We start from the raw sequence: 21646 nt of genomic DNA on the forward strand, positions 1-21646 counted from the left end.
CTTGATCTTCGTCACGCAGACGGCAGACTGGACATACTCCCGGCGCGAGCTGGGATGATCCGTTGTTACTCGGAGCAGGCGGAGTGATCCCCGCGCTAGCGGGGCAAGAAGGGCGGCCAGCGCCGTACAAGGCGAGGGCTGCCCTCTCCCAGCATGCAACGTCACCTCCCCACGGCACCATGATGAGCCCCGCCAGCAGATGATCAATTTGTTTCTGGGAGCAGGGGTTAGGGAGGAGGGTTACACCATTGACAACTGCCTTTGCCGCAACTACCTTCTTCTTGAGGAGGCTTCTGATGAGTCCGTTCTACCGTCTCGGTGCGACAGTTTCCGAAGTCTGGGCCAAGTCAGACCGAGAGACAGATGCGTGGATGCCGCTAGTCCAGCACTGCGCTGACACAGCCGAAGTGGCACGCATTTACTGGAATGACCACATGGCCCCCTCAAGTCGCCACGTCGTGGAACGCTGTCTTTCTGAATCGAGCAATTCGGGGGTCGCCGAGGGCCTGGCGCATCGCCTAGCCATCTTCCTCGCCGCCTCACACGACATTGGCAAAGCGAGCCCGGCGTTCGCCGTACAGGTGCCCGCGCTCGCCGATCGAATGAGGCAGGTCGGCTTCACCTTCCCGACGACGGTCACAGACAGTGAACGACGTAGCATGCCTCATTCGACGGTCTCCTATCTACACCTCGAGAACTGGCTCAAGCGCAAGTTCGATCTCCGCACAACAGCAAGGGCGAAGACGCTCGCGATCATTCTGGGTGGCCACCACGGGGTTTACCCCTCCCAAGGCCAAGGCGATATACGCAGCAGGCTCGCCGGCCCTGACCAGATCTGGATAGACACAAGAGATGCCCTGCTAGACGCGGCGCTCAAGACATCGGGGTTGAGCGAGGATGAACTACGCTGGCTGGCCACCGAAGGACTCGACCAGCCAAGTCAGCTTGTCCTGACCGCATTCGTGATCGTCTGCGACTGGATCGCATCAAATGCCGATTTCTTCCCATACGTCACGGACCTCACTCCTGAACAGCGAGCCAGGCGAGCACTAATGGAACTGAGTCTTCCCGAGCCGTGGCACCCAGTTCCTCCGGACAACGACATTCGACTCTTCGAGGAGCGGTTTGATTTACCTGAGAACGCCGATATCCGACCGGCCCAGCGAGCTGCCATGCGGATCGCGCGCGAGATGTCGCGTCCAGGACTGATCATCATTGAAGCTCCCACCGGCGAGGGAAAGACCGAGGCCGCCTTCTCCGCGGCCGAGATCCTCGCCGCGAAGTTCGGTTGTGGAGGAGCCCTCATTGCGCTTCCGACACAGGCAACCTCCAATGCCATGTTCACTCGAGCGCAGCATTGGCTGCAGAAGTCTGTGCCGAACACGGATGCTGCCAGCATTGCGCTGTGCCATGGCAAGGCTCAATTCAATGACGAGTTCCAGCGACTGCGAGAACCCAAGATCACGTCAGTGCACGACGAAGATGGCTACCGAGTAAGCCAATCCGGACTGCGTGCGCACTGGTGGCTATCCGGGCGGAAGAAGGCGGCACTTGCGGACTTCGTCGTCGGAACAATCGATCAAGTGCTACTTTCGGCGCTCACATCGCGCCATCTGATGCTGAGGCATCTGGGCATGGCTGGGAAAGTGGTCATCTTGGATGAGGTCCACGCGGCCGACCAATACATGTCTGTCTATCTCGACCGGGCATTGGAGTGGCTTGGCGCGCTCGGCGTACCAGTCATCGCGCTATCTGCGACGCTACCTCCGGCCCGTCGCGCCGAGATGCTCTCGGCCTATCAGAATGGCCGCGGAGATCAACGCGATGATAGGGAGCACACTGCTGAAATGGCCCGCGAAGCCGCAGGCTACCCGCTGCTCACCACCACCGACCTCGCCTCCCCGCCCCGGCCTACACCCCCCTCCGAACGCACCCGGGCAACACGCGTGACGATGCTGGACGAGGATCCTCAGTCTCTCACCGCACAGATCTTGGAGTCGGTGGAAGAAGGCGGATGCGTCGCCGTCATTCACAACACAGTGGATCGTGCTCAACAGACTTACCGGCTCCTGAAGCCTGCGCTGGGAGGTGACGTCGTATTGCTTCATTCGCGATTCATCGCCACGGACCGTTTGGCCAAGGAAGGTCATCTTGTGGAGCTTCTCGGTCCTGGTGGCAGTCATCGGCCCAAGAGGCTTGTTGTTGTGTCAACACAGGTGCTCGAGCAATCCCTCGACCTGGATTTTGATGCGATGTTCACCGACATGGCCCCGATTGACGCCCTGATCCAACGCATGGGGCGCTTGCACCGACATGATCGCCCACCGGAGACTCGTCCGGTTGCCATGCGCGAAGCGAGGGTGACCATCACCGGGTTCGCTCATCGCGACGGCGCAGCGCCGGAGTTCGTGGAGGGCTCCCAGAGAGTGTACGGACAATCACTGCTGCTCCGCAGCATGGCTGTTCTCGAATCACACCTCGCGAAACACAAGGGGCTGACTAGCCCCGACGACGTCGCGCCGCTCGTCCGCGAGGCATACGACCCGGGACTCTCGGTGCCCGTCGGTTGGGAAGACAAGTGGACGGCCGCAGAAATGAAAGCGGAACTAGACCTGAAAGACTTGCGCAAGCGCGCAAAGCAGGGCTGTGTTGAGCCACCCTCCCATGCCAAAGCGCCCTTACTGGGGTGGGCCGTGTTGCAGGCGCCCGAGAAAGATGAAGAGTCAGCCATCCAAGCGGTTCGGGACACGGCAAACACCATTGAAGCGGTAGTCGTCGTCCGCGGACGGGATGGCCGGATCCGCTCTCTCCCATGGCTTGACGAATATGGGAATGAACAGATCGACCTCGGCACTCAGATCCGCCCGAGTCTGGCGAGAGCCGTGGCCCGCTGCACCGTGAAGCTGCCTTCCTGGATGGCTCAGGGATCACTCGGCGACAGAATTGTCAGTGCTCTGGAAGAAGATGGTTTCGCGACATGGCAAGAATCACCGTGGCTCAAAGGAGAACTCCCCCTGATCCTCGACGAGGACCTTACTCGCGAACTCGACAACTACACCTTGCTCCATGACCATGAACTCGGACTACTAGTCACGAAGGGAAGTCAGGAATGACACCACCCCGCTTCAACTTGATCGACGACCCCTGGCTCATCGTAAGAAACGTCAATGGCGACACCGAGACGGTCTCCATGCACACCGCGTTCGCGCGGGCTCATGAACTCAGACGACTATCAGGAGAGCTGCCCTCCCAAGACTTCGCAGTGCTGCGGATTCTGCTCGCTGTCCTGTACCGCGCAGTTGAGGGATCTGCGCGAGCGGACCCACTCGCATACTGGGCAGAGCTGTGGGCCACCGCCGAGTTGCCCCTGCAGGCCATCGACCAGTACCTCGAAGAGTGGCACGATCATTTCTATCTCTTCGACAAGACCCGGCCCTGGTTCCAAGTCCCCGACTTGGCGGCGACCAATGGTGAAACGAAGCCGGTAGACCTGCTCATCCCCGATTGCCCCATCGCGGGTGGTTTGTTCAGCATGCGCCGCGGGTACAGCTCGATTTCGCCCGCCGAAGCTGCCAGATGGCTGATCCACTGCCAGGCATATGACATTTCCGGTATCAAGTCCGGCGCCGTGGGCGATGACCGGGTCAAGGGCGGTAAAGGTTACCCCATCGGAAACGGGTGGGCCGGATGGCTCGGCGGCATCACCGTCACAGGAAGTTCATTGAGAGAGACACTCCTACTGAACTTCGTGGCGAACAGCTACCAGGATGACGATCTCCCTGTCTGGGAGCTTCCTCAGCTGACTTCCTCAGCTCGCAGGGGTGCCCAGGGAACCGGCCCGGTTTCTCTGTTCAGCTGGCCTCAACGAAGGATCCGGCTTTTCACCAACGATCAGGGCAACGTGTCTTCGGTTCTGGTGTGCAACGGCGACCCAATTGACTACCAGTTCCAGCATGCCCACGAGGTCATGACTGGTTGGCGGCACAGCGTGCCTCAGTCGAAGAAGTTCAACACCGATGTCTTCATGCCGCGCCAATTCGACCCGACTGAGAAGCTATGGCGCGGCCTGGATGCACTGCTGCCAGTTCTTCAACAGGATCCCCAATTCCTCCCGGCTCGAGTGCTGGAGTGGTCTGCCGACCTGGCCGGGAACCGAGTCTTGCCTGACGACCACCTCACGGAAATCGAAACCGTAGGCGTCACCTATGGCGCTCAGTCCGCCTCATGGGACGAGATCTTCAGCGACAAACTCGCCTTCAATGTGCGGCTAGCCGCTTCCCACAGCTTCCCAGCCAAAGAGATCGTTTTCTCGGCAGTCGCCCGCGCCGTCGAGGCAATAAACGCGCTTGGTTCATTGGCTGGCAACCTGCAAGTTGCGGCGGGAGGAGACTACGATTCGGCGGCCGCTGCCGCTCGCGGGAGCGGCTTCGCCGAAACTGACTCGGACTTCCGCGCATGGCTAGCCACCTTCGATCCCGAAGGTGATCTCGAAGGCCAGCTGCAGCAGTTCACTGATGCTGCCCGAGACCGCATACTGCGTCTGGCAGAGGGGTATCTGCGAGAGGCAGGCCCCACCGCGTGGGTTGGACGCAAAGTCACCAGGAATAGGCAGGAACACGTCATCAATACGGGGCAAGCCGACTCATGGTTTCGCAGATCTCTAGCAAGAGCACTTCCATACGCCGCGTCCGAAGAAGGAGTCAGTGCATGACCACACCATCGGTCAAACCAAGACTTAACCCGTGGGATCTCCCCAGAACCAACCTCGGTAAGTACATATCCCGACGGGCCGCCGAACTGCAGAAGCGTTACTTGGCCCAGAACGCCGCCGCCAAGGCGACACTGGCGCAACTACGCAACGGAGTCAGGCGCCCGCTCGGAAGTGATGTGCTTGCCTGGGGCGCCATCTTCGACGGATTCCCCCCTGAGCTCGCTGGTCGAAGTGACGAACCGAATCGCGCCGAAGTTGCCGCACACGCGGCGCTCTCGCTGTTCGCAATTCATATGCAGTCCGCTCGAGAGCCCATGCACCTGAACGGCGTGGGTCTCGGCCGCGCCGTCCGCCGCCTATCGAGATCACCGGACGAAAGCGACCCGTCATCACCTGTGATGCGTCGATTCCACGCTCTCGGGACGTCGGTCGATCTGCCAGAGACCCTCCACCATGCACGCGGACTCGTCCAGCAGCTGCGAGCGGCAGGAATTGGGCTTGACTACGGTCGACTCGCCGAGGACTTCGCCGGCCTGCAGTCACCCGAGCGGGCGGATGGGGTCCGGCTGCGCTGGGCTCGTGACCTGTACCGCCTTGATCCAACACCCAACGACGACAACCCCAATGAACTCAAGGAAGAGAACTGATATGACCAACACTTTCGTCGACCTGCACGTCATCCAGACCGTGCCGCCGAGCAACATCAACCGCGATGACACGGGCAGCCCAAAGACAGCAACATTTGGTGGGGTGCGTCGCGCGCGAGTATCCAGCCAGGCTTGGAAACGCGCGGTGCGTGAGCAGTTCAAGACCGAACTCGATCCCAACCAACTTGGGGAGCGAACTTTGCTCGTGGTCGACCGAATCGCCGAAATCGTCAAGGAACTCAACCCAGGGCTCAAGGACCGAGCAGTCGAGTTGAGCAAAGCGGCAGTGAAGGCGGCGGGGATTGACGTTAAGCCTCAGAAAGTCAAGCTCAGCGGCGGCGAGACCACCGAGAGAGAGCAAACGGGCTATCTGCTGTTCGCCAGCCGTCCTCAGATGCGAGCCCTCGCCGAACTAATTGTGTCGAACCCCGATTCAGTTCCGTCCAAGAAGGATGCGAAGAAGGCTCTCACTGATGGCGTTTCCATTGACGTTGCACTCTTCGGCCGAATGATCGCAGATGCCCCGGACTTGAACGTTGACGCCTGCGCGCAGGTCGCTCATGCACTGAGTGTGCACTCCGTGGAGAGCGAATTCGACTATTTCACTGCCGTGGATGACAACAAGTCGGACGAGAACGCGGGCGCCGGAATGATTGGAACGATCGAGTTCAATTCGTCGACGTTGTATCGCTATGCCAGTATCAACGCGACCGAGCTTGCCCGCGTGCTTGGTAGCGCTGAGGCGGCAGCAAGGGCGGTCGGAGCGTTCACTCGCGCATTCATCACCTCAATGCCCACTGGCAAGCAGAACACCTTCGCGAACCGTACCTTGCCGGACTTCGTCCTGCTGTCCATTCGTGATGATCAACCGGTCAATCTCGTGGGTGCCTTTGAACAGCCGATTTCCACCACTGCTGGGCGAGTCGCTGAGGCCGCTGCGAGACTGGTCAAACGCGATCGCGACATTGACCAGGCGTATGGCACTCATCCGGTCACGGAGATGGCCCTCGCAGTCGGCGATGCTGCCTCGGCTCTGCGCGATCATGACGAGATTGAGCGCGGGTCTCTGGACGATCTCGCGCGGCAAGCGAGCGAAGTGGTCTCGGAACGCACTCGGGGTTTGTGATGACAACATTGGTCCTCAAGCTGGCTGGGCCCCTGCAATCGTGGGGAGATACCAGCCGGTTCAATCTCAGACACACACGTGAAGAGCCGACGAAGAGCGGGGTACTCGGGCTGCTTGCCGCAGCGCACGGCCGGCGGCGCACCGATCCGATCGAGGACCTACTCGGTCTCCGCTTCGGCGTCCGAACTGACCAGCGAGGGACAGTGCTGCGCGATTTCCAAACTGAGATTGATTGGCGAACAGGTAAGTCAAAGCCGCTCACTCACCGTTACTATCTCGCAGACGCGATATTCCTGGCCGCTGTCGAAGGTGACGAATCGTTGGTGTCTGCACTCTACGAGGCGCTGCTGCACCCCACTTTTCCTCTCTATTTGGGACGCAGATCCTGCCCCCCGTCCGATCGTGTACTCGTTGGCCTCCGGGATCTGCCGTTCGACGACGTCCTCAGGACGGAGCCTTGGATAGCGAGTGAACGTTTTCGTAGGCTTCAGCCGGCCGAGGGGGTCCGTCTACCCATCGCGCGTGATTCTCTGCCGGGCGAGGTTCCCCACGATTCCGTCCATGACATTCCGCTGTCATTCGATGTGCGACACCGCGACTATGGGTGGCGGGAGATCGTCCGAGAACTCAGCAAGCCGGTAGTGAACGAGATCGGACGGCCGCTGGCGCACGATCCCTTCGCATTGATTGAGGAGCAATGATGTTCCTGACACGAATCGAGGTCGATCCGATGCGGCGGAAAGCTCGTCAGCTGCTCGCTGATCCTCAAGCCATGCATGCATGTGTTATGAGAGCGTGCGCCGCTGACGAATCCGCTTCGGCAGAAGGGCGAGTCCTGTGGAGAGTGGACCAGGATGCCAACCGAATCATGCTCTACATGGTCAGCCCCTGGTCCCCTCATGCCGAAGAATTGCAGAGTCAGATCGGTTGGAGCGAAGGGGCGGCAGTGCAGACAGCTGACTATGAACCGTTCTTGAAGAAGCTGCATCCAGGCCAAACATACGCATTTCGTTTGACAGCGAACCCTACGCATGTGGTTACCGAGGAGAATGGCGCGAAGCGGCGCTTCGGACATGTCACGGAAGCTCAGCAACGTCAGTGGCTGCTCGATAGATGCGAGGCGAACGGATTCAGGATTCGCACCAGCGACGGCAGAGGAGATGAACCGATCACCGAACTAGTTACTCGCGATCGAACCATCAAGACCTTTCGCAGGAAAGGTCGTCCGGTCACCATAACGGTGGCCTCGTTCTCCGGTGCTCTGGAGATCATGGACGCCGATCTGCTCAGATCGGCGTTGACGAACGGGATCGGTCGTGCCAAGGCCTACGGCTGTGGCTTGCTCACGCTGGCACGGTGACCATGAAGCCGATTCCTGGAGTCCGGCCTAGTCAGGTGCGCGAACTCACGCGTGCGCAAGATCGCTTGTCATTCTTGTACCTGGAGCACTGCATACTAGGTCGCGACTCCAACGCGCTGACTGCCACTGACTCCCGCGGCACCCTACATATCCCGTCAGCGTCTTTAGGGGTCCTAATGCTGGGACCGGGAACGAACATCACGCACCAGGCAATGGTGCTACTTGGCGACAGCGGTGCCAGTATCGTCTGGGTAGGTGAACAAGGGGTGCGCTATTACGCCTCTGGGCGCTCACTCGCCCGATCGTCACGACTGATTGAGGCACAGGCTCGTCTGGTTTCCGGACGGCTAACCCGTCTCGAAGTTGCGAGACAGATGTATGAGATGAGGTTCGCCGGCGAGGACACCAGCGGCCTCACCATGCAGCAACTCCGAGGGAGGGAGGGCGCGCGCATCCGAGGGGTTTACCGCGATTCAGCAAGCCAGTATGGCGTGGAGTGGACTCGCCGTGATTACAGCCCTGACGACTTCGCCAATTCGAATCCGATCAATCAGGCACTCTCCGCCGCACACGCGTGTCTATATGGCGTTGTCCATGCGGTCATTGTGGCTCTCGGCTGTTCTCCGGCATTGGGATTTGTGCACAGCGGACACGAATTGAGCTTTGTGTACGACGTTGCCGATCTGTACAAGGCTGACATCACAATTCCGCTGGCATTTCAGGTCGTTGGAGAGCTCCAGGGAACTTGGAGCAGCGATGCGGACGAAGCTCCCTCGATGGAATCGGAGTTCGACGACTTGCCGGGAATCACACGTCGTCGCGTCCGGGACGCTATCAGCGATGGAAAGATTCTGGCTCGCTGCACACGAGATATTCGTTCGTTGCTCCTACCTGACGATCCGATAGAGGAAGACGAGAAGGATGCTGTTGTCTTGACGCTGTGGGATGAGAAAGTTGGCAGAGTCGCTGCCGGGGCAAACTACTCCGATGGCACACCAGACGAGGTCGACTTTTGATAGTGCTAGTTCTCACCGCATGCCCTCAGGGGCTGCGAGGGTCGCTGACCCGCTGGCTTCTCGAGATCAGTCCTGGCGTTTTCGTGGGGCATGTGAGTGCCCGAGTACGCGATGCATTGTGGGCACAAACCATGGACATGATCAAAGATGGCAAGGCCATAATGGTCTATCCCGCGAAGAACGAGCAGGGGTTCGAGTTCAAGACCCATCGACATGACTGGGATCTCGTCGACGTCGACGGAATACGGTTGCTGCAACGTCCAAGTCAGGACAGCGCAGGGAAGCCAACCATGCGCCATGGCTGGAGTAAGGCCAGCCACTACCGCCGGCGCCGTGGCTGACGAAGAGAGACTCTAGATCTCCCGAGACTGCGGTATTCTTGCTTGTCAAGAAGTGTGCTCCCCGCGCAGGCGGGGATGATCCTCTGTTCAGTCGGCGTATCATCGGGAGTCGGCAGTGCTCCCCGCGCAGGCGGGGATGATCCCGAATACGAAAACACGATTAGTATCGGCATTGAGTGCTCCCCGCGCAGGCGGGGATGATCCTTGTTCCGCCTACTGCGCTGACTATTACGGTGGGTGCTCCCCGCGCAGGCGGGGATGATCCCGGTCACGTTTTCACGGGTAAATTGTTGCCTAAGTGCTCCCCGCGCAGGCGGGGATGATCCCTGCACACCCATGATGTGCGGCACACGTTTGCGGTGCTCCCCGCGCAGGCGGGGATGATCCGCCGCAGCTTCCGACGGTCGACCACAAGGCCGAGTGCTCCCCGCGCAGGCGGGGATGATCCTCCGGGATGGTGGCCGGTGTTGTCACACAGCCAGTGCTCCCCGCGCAGGCGGGGATGATCCCCGAACATCCACAGAGAGACCCGAATGACAATCGTGCTCCCCGCGCAGGCGGGGATGATCCGTACGGCGGCACACTGCCGCCCGGTGCTGTCCGGTGCTCCCCGCGCAGGCGGGGATGATCCTGCGCAGGCGTTTTGGCAGGCCAATGGGTGGTAGTGCTCCCCGCGCAGGCGGGGATGATCCTATAATTGTAACGGTATGCCTGATTTACCGGAAGTGCTCCCCGCGCAGGCGGGGATGATCCTTCCGTGTGATTCACGGCGTCCTCCTTGTTGGTGTGCTCCCCGCGCAGGCGGGGATGATCCTTCCAGTCGGGTATTGATGTTAACGCATTGGCGGTGCTCCCCGCGCAGGCGGGGATGATCCCGATACAATAGGGCCGATAATGCCCCAGCGTTCGTGCTCCCCGCGCAGGCGGGGATGATCCCGATTCGATAGAGTTGTTTTCAGAAATTGCAATGTGCTCCCCGCGCAGGCGGGGATGATCCCGCTATCACCCGCAAGATCGATGCCCGCGCCATGTGCTCCCCGCGCAGGCGGGGATGATCCCGAGATTCATTGGGTGTCTCGCTTTCGTGATGAGTGCTCCCCGCGCAGGCGGGGATGATCCCTGCTCGAAGAAAACCTGCCCATCATCGACCGCGTGCTCCCCGCGCAGGCGGGGATGATCCTGTGAGTGTCTGGTGCATGGCGTAGGGATCTCTGTGCTCCCCGCGCAGGCGGGGATGATCCTCGGTCCTGCCTGGCGATTCCTGGTAGCAGCGCGTGCTCCCCGCGCAGGCGGGGATGATCCCCTGGCTGTCGCGACCCGCATGAGCAACGGCTGGTGCTCCCCGCGCAGGCGGGGATGATCCGCCGTCTTCGTTGAGCAGCACCCGGGCCAGCCCGGTGCTCCCCGCGCAGGCGGGGATGATCCTGTCGACAAGGTCAAGGAGATCCCGCGGGACTAGTGCTCCCCGCGCAGGCGGGGATGATCCGATGAGATCGAAGCCGCTTTGGCCGGACCAGTGGTGCTCCCCGCGCAGGCGGGGATGATCCCATCATTCAGCCGGTGGTGGATTGGTTCAATTCGTGCTCCCCGCGCAGGCGGGGATGATCCTCTTTTGCGCACCACCGTCGGACGCAGTCGCAGGTGCTCCCCGCGCAGGCGGGGATGATCCTCCGCCGCGGCAACTGTGGCGGATTGGTTCACCGTGCTCCCCGCGCAGGCGGGGATGATCCGCGAGCACTGGGCATCCTCGCGCTGCTCGGCTCGTGCTCCCCGCGCAGGCGGGGATGATCCGCCGACTACACGGGCGCCACCGACTCGACGGCCGTGCTCCCCGCGCAGGCGGGGATGATCCCTTCGCGGTGGCAGCGACTTCACTGTCTCCGAGGTGCTCCCCGCGCAGGCGGGGATGATCCGATCACAGGCAAGAAGGTGGTCGGCTCCAACACGTGCTCCCCGCGCAGGCGGGGATGATCCGTGGCGGATCGCGCCCCGCAGGGTCGGCTCGTAGTGCTCCCCGCGCAGGCGGGGATGATCCCGCCAAATGTAGCCCTTTTCTTCGTCCGGGAGCGTGCTCCCCGCGCAGGCGGGGATGATCCCAAGCTCCAGGGCCTCGCCCTGCCCGCCATCGCGTGCTCCCCGCGCAGGCGGGGATGATCCGCGCACGCCGAGGTTCTTCCGGCTGTGAGAGTCGTGCTCCCCGCGCAGGCGGGGATGATCCGAGTCTGCTGGGTTCGGTCAAGGACTGGTTCACGTGCTCCCCGCGCAGGCGGGGATGATCCGCGAGGCCCGTCAGTTTCCCGTCGCAGACCAGCGTGCTCCCCGCGCAGGCGGGGATGATCCCGGCAGGACGGCGCCGATGACAAGGGCGTAGGTGTGCTCCCCGCGCAGGCGGGGATGATCCGGATGCGGCCGACGCGGCCAGGCCGAGGACATTGTGCTCCCCGCGCAGGCGGGGATGATCCCGCGTTGTTCTTGACCAGCTGCCACGACTCGGCGGTGCTCCCCGCGCAGGCGGGGATGATCCTCGGCGCCGTAGACCAGCTTCAGCTGCGCAAGCGTGCTCCCCGCGCAGGCGGGGATGATCCTCTCTTCCAAGGTCGGCTCGCGCGACGACATCAGTGCTCCCCGCGCAGGCGGGGATGATCCGGTGTTGATCATGATTCGCGCAGACGGCAGTGTGTGCTCCCCGCGCAGGCGGGGATGATCCGGCTCCGCTGAGATCCTGGCGCGCACGTTCGTCGTGCTCCCCGCGCAGGCGGGGATGATCCTCGGCATATCCCGGCTGAGGGCCGCCAATACGAGTGCTCCCCGCGCAGGCGGGGATGATCCCACCAGCCGAGCCTTCGCCAGCAGCGCGGCCTGGTGCTCCCCGCGCAGGCGGGGATGATCCGCGCCGTCCGGCGGGGCGACATGGATGACGGTCGTGCTCCCCGCGCAGGCGGGGATGATCCCCGTGGCTCTTGAATCACGGGATGATCATCGGCGTGCTCCCCGCGCAGGCGGGGATGATCCTTCCCGCAGCGATAGGATCAGGAGCTCAATGTTGTGCTCCCCGCGCAGGCGCGGATGATCCCCACCCGGTCGTGGTCGCTTTCTTGTCGCACACGTGCTCCCCGCGCAGGCGGGGATGATCCCCCGACATCATCGGAGGCGATCGAGGCGCAGGAGTGCTCCCCGCGCAGGCGGGGATGATCCGACCGACCTCGAGTCATTCGTGGTGCACGAGGCGTGCTCCCCGCGCAGGCGGGGATGATCCCGCGACCCTCGCCGTCGCGGAGCAACTCAGGATGTGCTCCCCGCGCAGGCGGGGATGATCCGCAGCGGTCACCGCCGTGGGCGGCTCACTATCCGTGCTCCCCGCGCAGGCGGGGATGATCCCGGGTAGAAGGAGGAGGTGATGAGGCTGAGTCCGTGCTCCCCGCGCAGGCGGGGATGATCCCGTCAACCCAGGCCCATGCCTCGTCTCCAGTCAGTGCTCCCCGCGCAGGCGGGGATGATCCCCAGCCGGAAGCCAGGTTCACACAGAGCGGCAAGTGCTCCCCGCGCAGGCGGGGATGATCCCCTGCTCACTGCGGGGGTCATTCTGCGAGGGGAGTGCTCCCCGCGCAGGCGGGGATGATCCGCCGGCGGCACCGTGCATCGACCGCGGAAAGTGGTGCTCCCCGCGCAGGCGGGGATGATCCCCGCGAGCGCGGTGTGGATTGTCGCAGCCTTCGGTGCTCCCCGCGCAGGCGGGGATGATCCCGGCCAGGCGCGCCTACCGGCCAAACATTCGCCGTGCTCCCCGCGCAGGCGGGGATGATCCGTGCTTGGTGCGGCGCGCCCTGTCCGGCCACTTGTGCTCCCCGCGCAGGCGGGGATGATCCCCATCGTGGCCAACAAGCAGCTGATCGCTGAGGGTGCTCCCCGCGCAGGCGGGGATGATCCCTTGGTACGAACTTGCTAGTCAACTGGAAGAACGTGCTCCCCGCGCAGGCGGGGATGATCCGCAATGGTGGAAGCGTCGTGTCTGGTGGATGGAGTGCTCCCCGCGCAGGCGGGGATGATCCTGACCATCATGTCAATATTCAGCATGGCGGATCGTGCTCCCCGCGCAGGCGGGGATGATCCGCTGGGCATGGCGTTCCCCGCCAGCTATGTGATGTGCTCCCCGCGCAGGCGGGGATGATCCTATAGATCGTACTGGACCTTCGTAGAACGTTGGTGTGCTCCCCGCGCAGGCGGGGATGATCCCGGCGGTCTGTGGATCAGGTTGACCGTTGCCGGGTGCTCCCCGCGCAGGCGGGGATGATCCTAGTGACACTGTTATTCCTCCTCTGCGCTATCCGTGCTCCCCGCGCAGGCGGGGATGATCCGCCGCTACTACGACAACCCCGCAGCAATCACCGGTGCTCCCCGCGCAGGCGGGGATGATCCGGGTACTGAAAGATCGCACCAATCAGACGATTAGTGCTCCCCGCGCAGGCGGGGATGATCCCAGCACCAACATCAACAAGACCGCAACTAATATGTGCTCCCCGCGCAGGCGGGGATGATCCTCAATAACGCCTTTCGATTCCTCCGTACCGAATGTGCTCCCCGCGCAGGCGGGGATGATCCCATCAGAAAACGAGGGGCGTTCACCTACGGGTGGTGCTCCCCGCGCAGGCGGGGATGATCCGGCCCCCGCGATGGTGCCGACTCCAGACGATACGTGCTCCCCGCGCAGGCGGGGATGATCCTGGACATGAAACGTCAGAATTGTTGAAAATATAGTGCTCCCCGCGCAGGCGGGGATGATCCCGCGGGTACGTCGACCCGGAAAACCTGGACGACGTGCTCCCCGCGCAGGCGGGGATGATCCCGCGACTACCAGATGGTGCTGCAGGGCGTGAATGTGCTCCCCGCGCAGGCGGGGATGATCCCATCTCCGGGTTTCGCGTGCGGATGCCCGCATCGTGCTCCCCGCGCAGGCGGGGATGATCCCCGATAAGCCTGATTAACTGGGATATCAAGCATGTGCTCCCCGCGCAGGCGGGGATGATCCGGTCGGCCGCTGCTGGAAGATGCGCCGAATTCGGTGCTCCCCGCGCAGGCGGGGATGATCCGAACTCATTAAATGAATTACGCGGACGTTGCTGGTGCTCCCCGCGCAGGCGGGGATGATCCCTGGCCGCCGCCTTCCCCGAGCGTGTTGTAGCCGTGCTCCCCGCGCAGGCGGGGATGATCCTGTACAATGCGGCGAGTATGCCGACGTTCGCCAGTGCTCCCCGCGCAGGCGGGGATGATCCTACCGAATTCGGACTGTGGAATCTGAATAGTCCGTGCTCCCCGCGCAGGCGGGGATGATCCGCCGACATTCTTGGGCGACATCAACGGGGCCATGTGCTCCCCGCGCAGGCGGGGATGATCCGGCAAGTACGCGGATAGCAACGCGGAAAGGGCCGTGCTCCCCGCGCAGGCGGGGATGATCCTAATAGGACTACCATTATTGGTTGTCAATTCGAGTGCTCCCCGCGCAGGCGGGGATGATCCGTCGCTTGAAAGTTTTGTAGTTGCTCATTGCAAGTGCTCCCCGCGCAGGCGGGGATGATCCCTTGTCTGAGCTTGTTGAGGTTGCGCTCACCGAAGTGCTCCCCGCGCAGGCGGGGATGATCCCTGGGCCAGCTCCCGGAGTAGACCCGGATCGACGTGCTCCCCGCGCAGGCGGGGATGATCCGTCGTCTTGGCACGAGCATGGCCCGCGAAACCGGTGCTCCCCGCGCAGGCGGGGATGATCCGGCATTGGGCAAGATATCGATCAATTCGTGAAAGTGCTCCCCGCGCAGGCGGGGATGATCCCCACCACTCCGGGGCGGGCACAACCCAGCCAAAGTGCTCCCCGCGCAGGCGGGGATGATCCCGGGGGAGATTATGACTGCTGGTGAGATCGCGAGTGCTCCCCGCGCAGGCGGGGATGATCCCTTGCGACCAGTGATGCTTGCCCGCTCTCGCGTGTGCTCCCCGCGCAGGCGGGGATGATCCGTAGCGTTGCCGCAGTGTGGCGGGCCTCATACAGTGCTCCCCGCGCAGGCGGGGATGATCCGGGATTCGACGCGGGCAGGCTAGGGGAGTCTAGGTGCTCCCCGCGCAGGCGGGGATGATCCTATCCTTGAATCTAGCCCATTGTCTTTGCGCCTGTGCTCCCCGCGCAGGCGGGGATGATCCACTTAGGCCACACCTGCGGTGTGGCAGGTGACGGTGCTCCCCGCGCAGGCGGGGATGATCCCAACACTGCGCTAAACAACATCAGTAACAACGCGTGCTCCCCGCGCAGGCGGGGATGATCCCGGCACCTACACGACCAGCTCGGGCTGAGCCTCGTGCTCCCCGCGCAGGCGGGGATGATCCCTCGAGCAACTTGGCGGTCATCGCCCGGCCTCCGTGCTCCCCGCGCAGGCGGGGATGATCCCGAGATCTGCGCGGCCAGGAGGGTGCCCATCGCGTGCTCCCCGCGCAGGCGGGGATGATCCCCGTCGCCGGACGCCTAATCCGCGCCGCAACTGGTGCTCCCCGCGCAGGCGGGGATGATCCCGTGGAGGCGATCGGGTTCTCTGCGCTGGTGATGTGCTCCCCGCGCAGGCGGGGATGATCCCGGGGTCACGAAAACGGGATCGGGCACGAGGTAGTGCTCCCCGCGCAGGCGGGGATGATCCTTGGTCCATGACCGAATTCATGATCTTGTCTTGGTGCTCCCCGCGCAGGCGGGGATGATCCCTCGGGTAGTGCGCCGACCGCGTCAGCGGCCGCGTGCTCCCCGCGCAGGCGGGGATGATCCCGCGGCGTCCGCGAACGCAAGCCAAGCACTGACGTGCTCCCCGCGCAGGCGGGGATGATCCAAGTCGGAATGGAACCAAACATTCCTAGCATAGGTGCTCCCCGCGCAGGCGGGGATGATCCCAGGGACGGCATGTCGCGGGCGCGTTCCTCAGCGTGCTCCCCGCGCAGGCGGGGATGATCCCCGATACAGATCGTTGTGCGTGTCATGCGCCTCGTGCTCCCCGCGCAGGCGGGGATGATCCCTCGATCGAGAGCCCACGCCGGCCACGCCGGACGTGCTCCCCGCGCAGGCGGGGATGATCCCCGGACCGGTTCGGCGGCGAGATCCTTGATCGCGTGCTCCCCGCGCAGGCGGGGATGATCCCCGGACGGTCCCGCCAAGTTTCGCCGCATCGATGTGCTCCCCGCGCAGGCGGGGATGATCCTCGACGGGGATGTGCGATCAAACGTACACCAACGTGCTCCCCGCGCAGGCGGGGATGATCCTGTCAGCACGAGGGTTCCCGGCCGGCCGCCGAGGTGCTCCCCGCGCAGGCGGGGATGATCCATGGGCATGGGGACTGGTTCGCGCTGGACACGCGTGCTCCCCGCGCAGGCGGGGATGATCCGGTGCTGGCGATGCCCACCAGCGTGTGGGGCTCGTGCTCCCCGCGCAGGCGGGGATGATCCCCAGCCCCTTGTCCAGCTGGATTGCGAGCGCGCGGTGCTCCCCGCGCAGGCGGGGATGATCCCACTTCCTTGGCGGCGGCTTCCCGCTCCGGTGTGTGCTCCCCGCGCAGGCGGGGATGATCCCTGGGGCAAGCTCGTGGAGAACCGCAGCCGCAAGTGCTCCCCGCGCAGGCGGGGATGATCCTCCGCAGGCCAGTCACCGTCTCGCCTCCCCTCGGTGCTCCCCGCGCAGGCGGGGATGATCCGTCGGTGGTGATGGACAGGTGCGCGTGCCCCATGTGCTCCCCGCGCAGGCGGGGATGATCCGCCGCGACGAAGCTGTGTCGTCGTCCCAAATCCGTGCTCCCCGCGCAGGCGGGGATGATCCCACCGCGATGATCAGGCCGGTCAGGGCGGTGAGGTGCTCCCCGCGCAGGCGGGGATGATCCGGTGACATCAATGACTGACCGAATCGACCATGCGTGCTCCCCGCGCAGGCGGGGATGATCCGCGCAAGAAGGTCGGCAAGAACGCGACCATGAAGTGCTCCCCGCGCAGGCGGGGATGATCCGTACCGCCGCCCAGTCATCGAGGGAGCAGTGGACGTGCTCCCCGCGCAGGCGGGGATGATCCCCGTCGCCTACGACCGTGTCGCAGCTGCCTGTCGTGCTCCCCGCGCAGGCGGGGATGATCCCGCGGTTTCGATCACAGAGTCCGGCTCCTGCAAGTGCTCCCCGCGCAGGCGGGGATGATCCGCTTGTCGGCTACGATGACCAGTGCCATAGCCAGTGCTCCCCGCGCAGGCGGGGATGATCCCGCCACTGTTAACCGCGCCCGCCATACGTCAACGTGCTCCCCGCGCAGGCGGGGATGATCCCGCTTTGGCCGCAGTGCCGGTGTCCATGCTCGCGTGCTCCCCGCGCAGGCGGGGATGATCCGCTGTTTCGAGAGGAATTGCAGCACCGGCACGCGTGCTCCCCGCGCAGGCGGGGATGATCCCAAGCTCCGCGACTATAGGCGCGACCTGCTGACGTGCTCCCCGCGCAGGCGGGGATGATCCTGCCTCAAGGTCCATGTCGGCAGCTATGGGTACGTGCTCCCCGCGCAGGCGGGGATGATCCGCGCCAGCTGACGTCCTTCGATCGCTGGTTGAGGTGCTCCCCGCGCAGGCGGGGATGATCCGGCCGTTGATCCCTTCCGACGCGGCTCCCGCAAGTGCTCCCCGCGCAGGCGGGGATGATCCTGAATGAACCATTCATACGCCAGGTTATGAAAATGTGCTCCCCGCGCAGGCGGGGATGATCCCAACCTGATGAGTCGCGTTGTTAGTGCCGATCAGTGCTCCCCGCGCAGGCGGGGATGATCCCGACCCTCGCACGTGGTGCGAGCTCCACGGGGTGTGCTCCCCGCGCAGGCGGGGATGATCCCGGCACGACCTCACCCGTGCGCGTGTTGATCACGTGCTCCCCGCGCAGGCGGGGATGATCCCGTACACCAACGCGCTGTCAACTGCCTCGACGCGTGCTCCCCGCGCAGGCGGGGATGATCCCTTGTCGACCTTCCGCAACGTGTCCGATGTCCTGGCGGACGTCCGTGCTCCCCGCGCAGGCGGGGATGATCCCTGGGGCCAACGCGACCTGGTCGCCCGGCTCACGTGCTCCCCGCGCAGGCGATGTCCCGACCGCCCTCACCCGCGTCGGCCAGGTGCTCCCCGCGCAGGCGGGGATGATCCGGTCGACACGGCTTGGCCGTGGTAGAGCGCGTTGTGCTCCCCGCGCAGGCGGGGATGATCCGGCAAGTGCTGGACGGCGGTGAGGAAGCGCAGGGTGCTCCCCGCGCAGGCGGGGATGATCCGGGTGTTGCGGACCGGGTTTGAGTGATCATGCTGTGCTCCCCGCGCAGGCGGGGATGATCCGGCGGGCACCGCGTTCGGACGACTGAAGACATTGTGCTCCCCGCGCAGGCGGGGATGATCCGGGCACCGCTTTCGGCCTGGGCGACGCCGCAAAGTGCTCCCCGCGCAGGCGGCGATGATCCCTCCGCCCGGATCGTGCGGTGCATCGCCTCAGCGTGCTCCCCGCGCAGGCGGGGATGATCCTTACTGAGGACGGCGGACTGCTCGACCGCGGTCGTGCTCCCCGCGCAGGCGGGGATGATCCGCACCTTTTAGGCGGTCGATCATGAGCTGCGCCGTGCTCCCCGCGCAGGGCGGGGATGATCCGGTTGGCCGCTGCTGGAAGCTGAGCCGCCTTCGGTGCTCCCCGCGCAGGCGGGATGATCCGAGTGAGGGCGTGGAGTGTTCCCGATAAAGTGGATAGCTGTTTAGGCTGCGAGTTCAAGTATGTTTCTGTAGCCTAGCTCATATTCTTGCGGTGTCAAGTATCCGAGCGTTGAATGGCGACGAGTCTGGTTGTAGTATTCCTCAATCCAAGAAAACGTGTACTTCTTCAGAGTCTTGAGATCTGGCCAAGGCCGGGTATGGATGAGTTCCTTCTTGTAGGTCGCGAAGAACGATTCCGCGACGGCGTTATCGTAACAAATCCCGGTACGGCCCAATGATCGACGAATCTTGTGTTTCCGACAGTACTTAGCAAAATCCGTCGACGTATACTGCGTCCCACGGTCCGAATGAAAAATCACGCGTGTCCGAGGCCGACGATGAACCCGAGCCATATCCAAAGCATCAGTGACCAACGAGGTACGCATATGGTCATCGACAGCCCAACCCACCACCTTCCTGGAATACAGGTCGATCACCGTCGCCAGATAAGCCCAACCATTCCACGTCTTCACATACGTGATATCACCACACCACTTCTCGTTCGGCCCCGACGCCTCGAACCTTCGACCGATCAGGTCCGGGGCCGGCACCGGATGCTCGCCAGCCACCGTGGTTCGCCGCCACGCCGCGGGATGACGGCCCTGGACACCCAGCGCCCGCATCAACCGCCACACCCGCTTGCGCGACACCCGGTGCCCGCCAGCAGCGAGCTCGGCATGAATGCGTCGGACCCCAGGCCGGCCCGGGCTGCTGGCATAAAAATGGCGAATCAATCCCATCAGCAGATCGTCTTGGTCGTGCCTGACCGAAACCCGATGACTCCGCCACTTGTAATAGCCCGAGGTCGACACCTGGAGTTCCCGACACATGAACACCACCGGATAAACACCCTGATCAGCCCAGTCCGCGATCGCAGCAAACTTCACTGCTGGTCTTTCGCGAACCAGGTCGCCACTTTTTTTGCGAAACTGGCCTGCATCTGGAGATGAGCGTTTTCGTCCAGCAGCCTCTGGTAATCCGCGCGGAGCTGTTCGAGCTCGGCCCGTTCCGAGCGTGTCAAAGACTCGTCCGGGTCACGCTGCTCATCGCGCAAGTCTCGTTCTTTCTTCACCCATTTCCCTAACGTCTTCTCGAGGACGCCGATATTCCGTGCCGCCTCAGCGATCGACCGCCCATCATCCAACACCAACGCCACCGCGTTAGCTTTGTACTCCGCCGTGAAATGCCTCCGCGTAGATCCCATAATCAGCTCCCCTTCACCCTATCGGGAACCGCAAACCTCACCAGTGTCCACCAAACCGGGAACGGTCCAGCGGTCTCCGGGATATGGTTCAGATGTGTTCCCCGCGCAGGCGGGGATGATCCGTAGTGGCGTCGGGGTTCGAGGCTGGCGTCGGCGTGCTCCCCGCGCGGGCGGGGATGATCCACCCTCGGCGATCCGATGGGCACCCTGGCGACCGTGCTCCCCGCGCAGGCGGGGATGATCCCAGGCCGGCGAGTACGGACAGCGTGAAGTTCCGTGCTCCCCGCGCCAGCGGGGGGCCGCGTCAGATGCGATGAGGTTCGAGCAGATCGAAGTCGAAGTCAATGCCATGACCAGGACGATCCGGAGCCGTGACAAAGCCATCGCCGATCGGCATCGCCTCATCCATGTAGTCACCCATGGCGAACCCGTGCGCCTCCATGTAGGTGCGAGTGGGTGCGGCGGCCAGCGAATGAACGGTCAAGTCATGGACGCCGTGGCTTGTCAGGGGTAGGTTGTGAGCCTCGGCGATGGCCGCGATCTTGTTGAACACCGTGTAGCCGCCGACGTTACAGACGTCAGGTTCCACGAAAGTGACGGCACCCATGCTGATCGCGCGAGAGAACTCATAAACGGTGTGCCAGTTCTCGCCAGCCGCGATCGGGATGCCGCCGTCGCGGACCACCCGCGCCTGCCCCTCGAAGTCATCCGGAATGACGGGTTCTTCCAGCCACAGCAGATCGAAGGGCTGCAAAGAGCGGGCCATCTTGATGGCCTTGTCAGCGCTCCACCTCATGTTGGCATCGGCCATCAGTGGGAAGGTGTCGCCAAGATGCTCCCTCATGGCCTCGACTCGCGCGACGTCCTCGCGTGAGTCGGGCCGGCCGACCTTCATCTTGATGGCCCGGAAACCCTCGGACTGGAAACGATCCGACTGAGCCAACAACTCCTCAGTGGACAGTCCCAAATCGATACCACCTGCATAAATCGGGACGACCGGATCGTAGCCGCCGAAAATCTTCCACAGCGGCTGACTTGCCCGTCGGCCGAACAGATCCCACAACGCGATGTCGACCGCCGAGATCGCGGACGTCACTGGGCCGCCGCGGCCGGCATAATGCAGACACCACCACATCCTTTGCCACAAGAACTCGATCCGGTCGGCGTCCTCCCCGACCAGCACGTCGCGCAAGTACCGGTCGATCAGCGCCCAGATGCCCGCACCGCCAGCGCGCACACCATAGGTGTACCCGAGTCCTTGGGCACCGTCGCTGTCTATTATCCGCACTGTGATGAGCTCGAAGTCGCTCATGTCGCCGTGGGTGCTGTCCTTCATGGTGTGGCTGAGGGGCACCTTGTACAAGCCCACGTCCACCTGTTCTATCCGCACAGTCATGCTCCATCGCAGCTTGCCGACCAACCGGGGATACCGGTCTTCTGAAGAGTGTTGCGTGTCCTATTGAGTTGTCCAGACC

General features: G+C 63.4%; 11 protein-coding genes and 2 CRISPR repeat arrays. Of the genes, 8 read left to right on the forward strand and 3 right to left on the reverse strand.

What is annotated here, in order from left to right; translation table 11 throughout:
- The first annotated feature begins 296 nt into the window (after positions 1-296).
- The 8 genes from cas3 to cas2e are packed head-to-tail and all read left to right on the forward strand — an operon-like array spanning position 297 to position 9201.
- On the forward strand, positions 297-3113 hold the full coding sequence (cas3, locus tag QUE25_RS03275; RefSeq protein ID WP_286267537.1) for a CRISPR-associated helicase Cas3': 2817 nt from the start codon (positions 297-299) through the stop codon (positions 3111-3113).
- Positions 3110-4711: a type I-E CRISPR-associated protein Cse1/CasA gene (gene casA, locus QUE25_RS03280; protein ID WP_286267539.1), complete on the forward strand. Its 1602-nt coding sequence runs from the start codon at positions 3110-3112 to the stop codon at positions 4709-4711. The genes cas3 and casA overlap by 4 nt, the downstream gene beginning before the upstream one ends.
- On the forward strand, positions 4708-5358 hold the full coding sequence (casB, locus tag QUE25_RS03285; protein WP_286267541.1) for a type I-E CRISPR-associated protein Cse2/CasB: 651 nt from the start codon (positions 4708-4710) through the stop codon (positions 5356-5358). The genes casA and casB overlap by 4 nt, the downstream gene beginning before the upstream one ends.
- A gap of 1 nt (position 5359) precedes the next feature.
- On the forward strand, positions 5360-6484 hold the full coding sequence (cas7e, locus tag QUE25_RS03290; RefSeq protein ID WP_286267543.1) for a type I-E CRISPR-associated protein Cas7/Cse4/CasC: 1125 nt from the start codon (positions 5360-5362) through the stop codon (positions 6482-6484).
- Positions 6484-7185 (forward strand): type I-E CRISPR-associated protein Cas5/CasD, encoded by a 702-nt coding sequence (gene cas5e, locus QUE25_RS03295; protein ID WP_286267545.1) that lies wholly within the window; start codon positions 6484-6486, stop codon positions 7183-7185. Before cas7e ends, cas5e begins: the two co-directional genes overlap by 1 nt.
- Entirely contained in the window at positions 7185-7844 is a 660-nt protein-coding gene (gene cas6e / locus QUE25_RS03300; protein ID WP_286267547.1) for a type I-E CRISPR-associated protein Cas6/Cse3/CasE, read from the forward strand. The genes cas5e and cas6e overlap by 1 nt, the downstream gene beginning before the upstream one ends.
- 2 nt (positions 7845-7846) lie before the next feature.
- Positions 7847-8860, forward strand: coding sequence for a type I-E CRISPR-associated endonuclease Cas1e (gene cas1e / locus QUE25_RS03305; protein ID WP_286268484.1), 1014 nt, complete (start codon positions 7847-7849; stop codon positions 8858-8860).
- Entirely contained in the window at positions 8857-9201 is a 345-nt protein-coding gene (gene cas2e, locus QUE25_RS03310) for a type I-E CRISPR-associated endoribonuclease Cas2e (RefSeq protein WP_340312724.1), read from the forward strand. Before cas1e ends, cas2e begins: the two co-directional genes overlap by 4 nt.
- 54 nt (positions 9202-9255) lie before the next feature.
- Positions 9256-18269: a CRISPR direct-repeat array (repeat unit 28 nt; unit sequence GTGCTCCCCGCGCAGGCGGGGATGATCC).
- Positions 18270-18351: 82 nt separating this feature from the next.
- A CRISPR array of direct repeats spans positions 18352-18806; the repeat unit is 28 nt; unit sequence GTGCTCCCCGCGCAGGCGGGGATGATCC.
- 163 nt (positions 18807-18969) lie between these two features.
- On the opposite strand, the gene QUE25_RS03315 is transcribed toward cas2e, so the two are convergent.
- From QUE25_RS03315 to QUE25_RS03325, 3 genes are all read right to left on the reverse strand, one after another.
- Positions 18970-19854 carry an IS3 family transposase gene (locus QUE25_RS03315; RefSeq protein ID WP_286263776.1) on the reverse strand — a complete coding sequence of 295 codons (885 nt, stop codon included), beginning with the start codon at positions 19852-19854 and terminating at the stop codon, positions 18970-18972.
- Entirely contained in the window at positions 19851-20171 is a 321-nt protein-coding gene (locus QUE25_RS03320; protein ID WP_286263801.1) for a transposase, read from the reverse strand. The genes QUE25_RS03315 and QUE25_RS03320 overlap by 4 nt, the downstream gene beginning before the upstream one ends.
- Positions 20172-20475: 304 nt before the next feature.
- A complete protein-coding gene (locus QUE25_RS03325) occupies positions 20476-21567 on the reverse strand; it encodes a mandelate racemase/muconate lactonizing enzyme family protein (RefSeq protein WP_286267552.1) in 1092 nt (363 codons plus the stop codon).
- Positions 21568-21646: the final 79 nt, after the last annotated feature.

Source organism: Brooklawnia propionicigenes (assembly GCF_030297015.1).
In the GTDB taxonomy this organism is placed as follows: domain Bacteria; phylum Actinomycetota; class Actinomycetes; order Propionibacteriales; family Propionibacteriaceae; genus Brooklawnia; species Brooklawnia propionicigenes.

Bases quoted from the DNA above. Each gene is read 5' to 3' on its own strand.
- cas3 (WP_286267537.1), top strand. From the start codon at position 297: ATGAGTCCGTTCTACCGTCTCGGTGCGACAGTTTCCGAAGTCTGGGCC.
- casA (WP_286267539.1), top strand. From the start codon at position 3,110: ATGACACCACCCCGCTTCAACTTGATCGACGACCCCTGGCTCATCGTA.
- casB (WP_286267541.1), top strand. From the start codon at position 4,708: ATGACCACACCATCGGTCAAACCAAGACTTAACCCGTGGGATCTCCCC.
- cas7e (WP_286267543.1), top strand. From the start codon at position 5,360: ATGACCAACACTTTCGTCGACCTGCACGTCATCCAGACCGTGCCGCCG.
- cas5e (WP_286267545.1), top strand. From the start codon at position 6,484: ATGACAACATTGGTCCTCAAGCTGGCTGGGCCCCTGCAATCGTGGGGA.
- cas6e (WP_286267547.1), top strand. From the start codon at position 7,185: ATGTTCCTGACACGAATCGAGGTCGATCCGATGCGGCGGAAAGCTCGT.
- cas1e (WP_286268484.1), top strand. From the start codon at position 7,847: ATGAAGCCGATTCCTGGAGTCCGGCCTAGTCAGGTGCGCGAACTCACG.
- QUE25_RS03320 (WP_286263801.1), bottom strand. From the start codon at position 20,171: ATGGGATCTACGCGGAGGCATTTCACGGCGGAGTACAAAGCTAACGCG.
- QUE25_RS03325 (WP_286267552.1), bottom strand. From the start codon at position 21,567: ATGACTGTGCGGATAGAACAGGTGGACGTGGGCTTGTACAAGGTGCCC.